Source organism: Parendozoicomonas verongulae, assembly GCF_009711465.1.
In the GTDB taxonomy this organism is placed as follows: domain Bacteria; phylum Pseudomonadota; class Gammaproteobacteria; order Pseudomonadales; family Endozoicomonadaceae; genus Sansalvadorimonas; species Sansalvadorimonas verongulae.
This window is the reverse complement of sequence record NZ_SMME01000685.1, coordinates 1-4,057: the sequence shown is the minus strand read 5'-3', so window position 1 is coordinate 4,057 and position 4,057 is coordinate 1. Positions and strand designations below refer to the sequence as shown.

Genomic DNA, 4,057 nt, shown 5'->3' with positions numbered 1-4,057 from the left:
CCTCCTGACCCAGAATAATTTATACAAACTCAAAACAAGTTTAATTTGACAATTGCCTTACAAAATACAGTCGCTTTACTGACACACATCAACAGACATTTAAATATTCAGTTCGATCAGTTTTTAACAAAAGCATCGTTATAAATTTTGTAGTCAAATACCTCAAACACAGTTGGGTAAGTACCCAATCCAAGAATCCTTTCTGTCCTGACACTTGGGCTACAAACGACAAGATTTATGACGAAGAAATACACATTTAATCGGAAGAAACCAGAAATTGCTTTTTGGCTCTCTCTGGTAGCAGGTCCTCTGGTCCTGTTATTGACACTCTTTACAGCACCTCCTGAAGATATGCCACAAACGGCCTGGTATATGGTGGGCGTTGCAACATGGATGGCGATCTGGTGGGTATCTGAAGTGGTCCCTATTCCGGTTACCTCCCTGCTACCGATGGCTCTTGCTCCCATGCTGGGCATTGCCAGCATCAAATCTGTTACCGCGCCTTTTGCTCACCCACTGATCTACCTGTTTTTTGGTGGTTTTATGCTGGGTATGGCCATGGAGAACTGGAACCTGCACAAGCGCATTGCCCTGAAAATCATGCTGGCCACCGGTGCACGCCCAGATCAGCAAATTGCCGGCTTTATGATTGCGACAGCCTTCCTGAGCATGTGGGTCTCCAATACGGCTACCACGATTATGATGCTGCCCATCGGCCTCTCTGTTGTGACCATGATGAAAGACCACAGTAAAGGTGATCAGAAAGTTTTCGCCAAGGCATTGTTACTGGGTATCGCCTACAGCGCCAGTATCGGTGGTCTCGCTACGCTGATTGGTACACCACCTAACGCACTTCTGGCTGCCTTCCTTGAAGAAACCTACGGCATTGAACTCGGCTTTGCTCAGTGGATGCTGGTTGGCCTGCCCATCTGCTTGTTGATGCTGGCAATTACCTGGGTCTGGCTCACCAAAATTGGCTTTAAGCTCGATACCACCGCGAACCCGAAAGCCCGAGAACTGTTCAGCAAACAGCTGGATGATCTGGGTGATATGAGCCGTGGTGAAAAGACTGTTGCCGTGATCTTCCTTCTCACCGCAGTGGCATGGATTGTTCGTCCGATGATGAGCCACTATATCCCTGGCCTGTCTGACACCACTATTGCCATTGTTGCTGCTATCAGCCTGTTTGTGATTCCGGTGAACCAGAAGGACAAAATTTACGTCATGTCCTGGGAAAAAGCCCGTGATATGCCATGGGGTGTATTGATTCTCTTCGGTGGCGGTCTGGCGCTGGCCTCCATGATCAAAGGCACCGGGCTGGATGTGTGGGTTGCCAACTCCATGAGTGTTCTGGGTGGCCTGCCGCTGATTCTGGTTATCGCGTTTATCGTAACGATTATTATCTTCCTGACCGAGCTGACCAGTAACACCGCAACCGCTGCTGGTTTCCTGCCACTGCTGGGAGCGCTGGGTGTGTCTCTGGGTATTGACCCGATCATGCTGGCCGTACCTGCAGCTCTGGCCGCAAGCTGTGCCTTTATGATGCCTGTAGCGACACCACCAAACGCTATTGTGTTTAGCTCTGGCAATCTGGCTATCGGCGATATGATGAAGGCAGGCTTCTTGCTGAATCTGGTGGGTATCGTGGTAATCACTCTGCTGGGGTATGCACTTGTTGCTGCTGTTCTGATCTAAACGTTGTATCGAGATGGTGCCGATTCCGGCACTATCTCATGCCCATATTCCTTTCTTACAAAACTTCCTACCTTCCTTTTATTGCCGCCTATACTCACGCTCAACTTCCCCCAGAGTACGACAGGCATGAACCTTGAAATCAGCCAACTGAGCGCACGGGAAATTCTCGATTCACGGGGCAACCCCACCGTGGAAGTGGAGTGTACACTGGCAAGCGGTGTGACGGCCCGCGCCTCCGTGCCCTCCGGAGCCAGTACCGGCTCAAGGGAAGCTGTCGAGCTACGGGATAGTGACGATTCCCGCTATGGCGGTAAAGGTGTTCTCAATGCCCTGAACAATATTGAAGAGGAAATCGCCCCCGTACTGTACGACATTGACGCACGGGATCAGGCTCTTATAGACGACACCATGATTGCACTCGATGGCACCGAGAATAAATCCCGCCTCGGTGCCAATGCCATACTGGGCGTATCCCTTGCGGTCTGTCGTGCAGCGGCCTGTGCCACAGGCACACCGTTGTACCGTCATATCGGTGGCCTCACTGCCAGCCTGCTTCCCGTACCCTGCATGAATGTGCTCAACGGCGGCACCCATGCCCGCTGGCAGGGAGCAGATTTTCAGGAGTTTATGATTGCCCCCTATGGTGCAGACTCCTTTCATCAGGCAATGCGTTGGGGCAGTGAGGTTTATCAGAACCTGCGGCAGGTACTGCTGAAACATAATCACCATGTTGGCGTGGGTGATGAGGGCGGCTTTGCCCCTGCAGTAAAATCTAACCGGGAACCTTTGGAGCTTATCTGTCAGGCCATCGAAGCGTCAGGTCTGAAGCCCGGTGAAGATATCGGCATTTGTCTGGACCCGGCGTCCAGTGAATTTTGCAAGGACGGCAAGTACGATCTGAAAACCGAGGGCCGCCAACTCACAAGTGCAGAGATGGTGGATTACTACGCCGATATGGTGAGTGAATTCCCCATTTGTCTGCTGGAAGACGGATTGGCAGAAGACGATTGGGATGGCTGGCCCATTCTTAACGAAAAGCTGGGAGATGATATCGAGGTTGTGGGGGATGATATTTTCGTCACGAATGTCGAGTACATCATGCGTGGCATTGAAGAAAACTGTGCTAACTCAGCCCTGATTAAACTCAACCAGATTGGCACCCTCAGTGAAACCATTGACGCGGTGCAACTGTGCCGAGACTGTGGCTGGGGAGCGTTTGTATCCCATCGCAGTGGCGAAACCGTTGATAGTTTTATCGCTGATATGTCCGTGGGGCTGCGCACAGGCCATCTAAAAACAGGCGCACCCTGTCGTGCAGAACGGGTAGAAAAGTACAATCAGTTAATGCGCATTGAAGAGGAGCTGGGCAGTGCTGCCTGCTATGCCGGCATGGATGGTTTTAACGCTATGTTTTCTGGCAGTTAAAACCCAAGAGGCGGAGCGCGTGAATCACTTACTCCGCCTCTTCGCTATCTATTTTAAGAAATCACCTGAAGTGCCATGCAAACTTGCTATGAAGATGGACAGCGGTTTTTGACTACGCCAATCGTGCCGCAATGTACCGATTCAAGCTAACGCCCTGCTCTTTCGCCTCAATAACTAGCTTTCGGTGCAGCTCCGGAAGGATACGCAGCATAAATTGCCCGGAAAAATTGCGTTCAGCGATAGGTTCAGGAGAGTTCACTCGAAACCGCAGACAAACCGGCAAAGAGATTTTCCTCAGTCTCATGGAAAACCTCATTCCATGGCATCGTATGAAATCCTTGATCGAACCCGTCTACCCAAAACAGGCAACAGTCGCCGACCTTATCCTCTATCCACTATGATAAGAATTCACTGCCTCCAGCAGTACTGATTCAGGATCGTAATCCCTGCAAAAGGCCTCAGCGGAGTTTCCTGCTGGGGCCTTTTTCTTAAACAGGAAACTTTTTTCGTTTTCCGGCGTCTAATTGACCTGAGGCAGAAGCAGCTATGGTCAAAAGATACTCACATGGACGTCAACAATTTCAGAATTGGGACAATAGGCGTGACGGGCTCACACGCGTCCCTGACACCCAAAGAGGAGAACCCGAGAAAGCGGCGCGTCACGCAGCTTGCCCCCATGCTACCGACCTGTCTTCCCCTCTCCAAAAAATCACGTATCTGCTCTCCCCCGCAGAACTCACTTTATTGCATTCAAAATGATGCTGACCGGCAGGCAGTACTTGCTCTGTATCGGGATCATCAATCCTCTCAGGGTGAGGTCATTTGCCTGCGCTCGCCTCAGGATCTGGAGCATAACGGCCTGATACGTCAGGTGACCTGCACAGGGCCTGGACAGCTTGAAGTCAAAACCGGCCGAATATACTCCGATACCCCTCTG

The 4,057-nt window shown here is 51.1% G+C and carries 4 protein-coding genes and 1 pseudogene; 3 read left to right on the top strand and 2 right to left on the bottom strand.

What is annotated here, in order from left to right; genetic code table 11:
• Window positions 1-237: 237 nt before the first annotated feature.
• Window positions 238-1,695 (top strand): SLC13 family permease, encoded by a 1,458-nt coding sequence (locus E1189_RS02830; RefSeq protein ID WP_155158542.1) that lies wholly within the window; start codon window positions 238-240, stop codon window positions 1,693-1,695.
• Between the two features lie 126 nt (window positions 1,696-1,821).
• Window positions 1,822-3,120, top strand: a complete 1,299-nt coding sequence (eno, locus tag E1189_RS02825) for a phosphopyruvate hydratase (protein WP_155158541.1) — start codon at window positions 1,822-1,824, stop codon at window positions 3,118-3,120.
• 112 nt (window positions 3,121-3,232) lie between these two features.
• Here the strand turns inward: eno and E1189_RS02820 are convergent, their stop codons facing one another.
• On the bottom strand, window positions 3,233-3,424 hold the full coding sequence (locus E1189_RS02820) for a toxin-antitoxin system HicB family antitoxin (protein WP_230460084.1): 192 nt from the start codon (window positions 3,422-3,424) through the stop codon (window positions 3,233-3,235).
• Here E1189_RS02820 and E1189_RS25105 point away from each other — a divergent pair.
• Window positions 3,348-3,547, top strand: a pseudogene (locus tag E1189_RS25105) (transposase); the annotation flags it as partial. The gene E1189_RS02820 and the pseudogene E1189_RS25105 overlap by 77 nt on opposite strands.
• 309 nt (window positions 3,548-3,856) lie before the next feature.
• Here E1189_RS25105 and E1189_RS25100 read toward each other — a convergent pair.
• Window positions 3,857-4,057: hypothetical protein (locus tag E1189_RS25100; protein ID WP_230460083.1), on the bottom strand; the 201-nt coding region annotated here is incomplete at its 5' end.